Genomic DNA, 2,835 nt, shown 5'->3' with positions numbered 1-2,835 from the left:
CCATTTATTCTATATTATCTGCCCGATAATTCGGGTATGGTACAAGCTATTGTCCAAGATGAGACAATTTTCCTTACTCAAAAAGCAATGGCAGAGCTGTTTGACGTAGAAGTTAACACTATCAATTATCATTTGAAAGAGATATTCTCGACGGGTGAATTGATTGAGGAAGCAACTATTCGAAAAATTCGAACAGTTCAGACAGAAGGTAATCGTCAAGTCGAACGCGAAAGAGCTTTTTATAACCTGGATGCAATTATCAGCGTTGGATATCGCGTTAATAGCCAGAGGGCTACGCTATTTCGCCAATGGGCTACTCGTGTACTCAACGAATTTATCCGCAAGGGGTTTGTGCTTGATGACGACCGATTGAAGCAAGGAAATGCGGTGTTCGGGCGCGATTACTTCCGTGAACTCTTGGAACGAGTTCGTTCNATCCGCGCCAGCGAGCGTCGCATCTGGCAGCAGATAACAGACATCTATGCCGAATGTAGTATTGACTATGACCGCCTTGCTCCAACTACAAAGGAGTTTNATGCAATGGTACAGAACCGGTTCCATTATGCCATAACCGGACATACTGCCGCTGAAATAATCCATGCCGGAGCAGACCATACAAAGCCGCATATGGGTTTGACCACATGGAAATATGCCCCCGAAGGACGCATTCTGAAATCCGATGTTTCTATCGCCAAGAATTATCTGACGGATAAGGAAATACGCTCACTTGAACGCACTGTTACCTCTTACTTCGACTATATCGAAGGACAGATTGAGCGTGGCAATGTATTCAACATGGAACAGTTCGCTGCAAGCGTCAATAAATTCCTTACGTTCAACGACTATAAAATATTGCCTAATCGTGGAAGTGTCTCTGCAGCACAGGCAAAGGCTAAAGCCGAAGCAGAATACGACCTTTTCAACCCAACCCAGCAAATAGACTCCGATTTCGACAAGGAAATCCGGGGTATGCTCGACAAAGACTGAACGCTATGGAACTGAAGAAATATAAACTTGGTGAACTGATTGATGTCCGTCGTGGTGCCTCACTTGCAGGAGAATATTATGCGACTGAGGGAAAACTTATGCGCCTTACTCTCGGCAATTTTGATTATCAGGGTGGTGGCTTTAAAGATAATACCTCCAAGAATGATTTGTACTTTACAGGACCGGTAAAGCCGGAATTCATTCTTAGCGAAGGAGACATCATCACACCTCTGACAGAACAGACACCCGGTCTGCTCGGAAGTACAGCAGTTATTCCAGAATCGGGAAAATATATTCAGAGTCAGGATGTGGCATTGGTTACACCTGATGAATCAAAACTTGACCGANACTTTTGCTATTATCTTCTCCCTTCCAAGATAGTAAAGCAACAATTAGCCGCAGGTGCTCAACAAACGAAAATCAGACACACCACCGCTGATCGGATAAAAGATTTAACTGTTTTTATTCCTGATTTAGCAAATCAAAAAGCAATTGGACTGCTTCTCCATGATATAGATCGAAAGATTGCTCTTAACCGTGAGATAAATCGCAATTTAGAGGCGATGGCGCGTCAGCTCTACGACTACTGGTTCGTGCAATTTGATTTTCCCGACGAGAATGGGAAACCTTACAAGTCAAGCGGCGGCAATATGGTGTGGAATGACAGGCTAAAGAGAGAAATTCCTCAAGGATGGAACGTGGATAATATTTTGTCTATATGTGAGATAAAAGTCGGTGGTACGCCAAGCAAATTCAATAATACATATTGGGATAACGGCTCAATTCCATTCTTGGGACCAACGGATGTATCTGACAATATCTTCCAACTAGACACTGTCGATCACATAACGCATGAGGGTCTGGAACATTGTGCATCTTCTCTCTTTCAAGTTGGAGATATTATATTGACCGCTCGTGGATCTATAGGCAAAATGGTAATAGTCGGAGAACCTATGGCTATGAATCAATCATGTTACGCGCTGTCTCCAAAATTCCAAAATACTACGTATCTTTACTTTCTTTCCAAGGAGCTAATTGAATGGCTTAAGGCAAAAGGTAGTGGTTCCGTTTTTAAATCCTTCAATGTACAAGATGTGGAATATTCTCAACTCTGCATAGCTCCGACACAAATTATCGAAAGATTCTGTAATTCTGTCAATTGCCTTTTCTCACAGATAAGAGAGAATACGAAGGAAATTGCAACATTAATAGCTCAAAGAGAAGAATTGCTACCACTTCTGATGAACGGACAGGTATCGGTCATGCCTCGGGAGGTAAATTGCGATTTATCTCACGATTGAGAGCAATTTTATCATCAATTTCAGACAAAAAACTACCAATTCGTTCTTGTTCTGAACGGTTTGGCAGTATTATGTCCATATTCAAAAGAACATTAGGATCAATTCGCTTATGACTTCCGGAAGTATTAGAGTTTTGCCCGCAAAGATAGTCTGTCAGAGAATCTGATATTAATAAGAAATAAGCGAAATTGAAATCTACGAGCTGCTCGTTCACAACAAGGGGTAAGAATTCTGTTGAGGCAAGTTTGTTATCATCTTGATCATCAATTTTCCATACTCGCTTAAATCTAACATTCAATTTGTTAAAGAGAATGCACTTATCGGGTACAACAAGCTTATTGCTCATTATATCCTGACCATTAACTTCTTCTCTTGTTTTATTTTCATCAAACGATGGAAGACTGTAAAGGTGGTAATGAACATCACGCTGCGGAGCAACCGATTTTATTTCTAATTTAAATATATCTTTGAGTAAACGTCCCATAAAGCGCATAACTCTCTTAAGTGTCCGAAGTTTCGGGCACTTCAATATTTCATGTCATTAAAA

Annotated in this window: 3 protein-coding genes; 2 read left to right on the top strand and 1 reads right to left on the bottom strand. The window is 41.1% G+C overall.

Features of this window, described 5'->3' with window-relative positions; translation table 11 throughout:
* A partial coding sequence (locus JX312_RS11715; protein WP_204458109.1) for a virulence RhuM family protein occupies nt 1-987 on the top strand: 987 nt, incomplete at its 5' end.
* 5 nt (nt 988-992) lie between these two features.
* Nucleotides 993-2,288, top strand: coding sequence for a restriction endonuclease subunit S (locus tag JX312_RS11710; RefSeq protein WP_204458108.1), 1,296 nt, complete (start codon nt 993-995; stop codon nt 2,286-2,288).
* On the opposite strand, the gene JX312_RS11705 is transcribed toward JX312_RS11710, so the two are convergent.
* Nucleotides 2,248-2,772, bottom strand: coding sequence for a restriction endonuclease subunit S (locus JX312_RS11705; RefSeq protein ID WP_204458107.1), 525 nt, complete (start codon nt 2,770-2,772; stop codon nt 2,248-2,250). The genes JX312_RS11710 and JX312_RS11705 overlap by 41 nt on opposite strands.
* Nucleotides 2,773-2,835: the final 63 nt, after the last annotated feature.

The organism is Barnesiella sp. CU968 (assembly GCF_905219685.1).
GTDB classification, from domain to species: domain Bacteria; phylum Bacteroidota; class Bacteroidia; order Bacteroidales; family Muribaculaceae; genus Lepagella; species Lepagella muris_A.
The sequence above is the reverse complement of the archived record's forward strand: the minus strand, read 5'-3'. Positions and strand labels throughout refer to the sequence as shown.

What these genes read in the sequence shown, in the direction of transcription:
- JX312_RS11705 (WP_204458107.1), bottom strand. Translation starts at nt 2,772, where the DNA reads ATGGGACGTTTACTCAAAGATATATTTAAATTAGAAATAAAATCGGTT.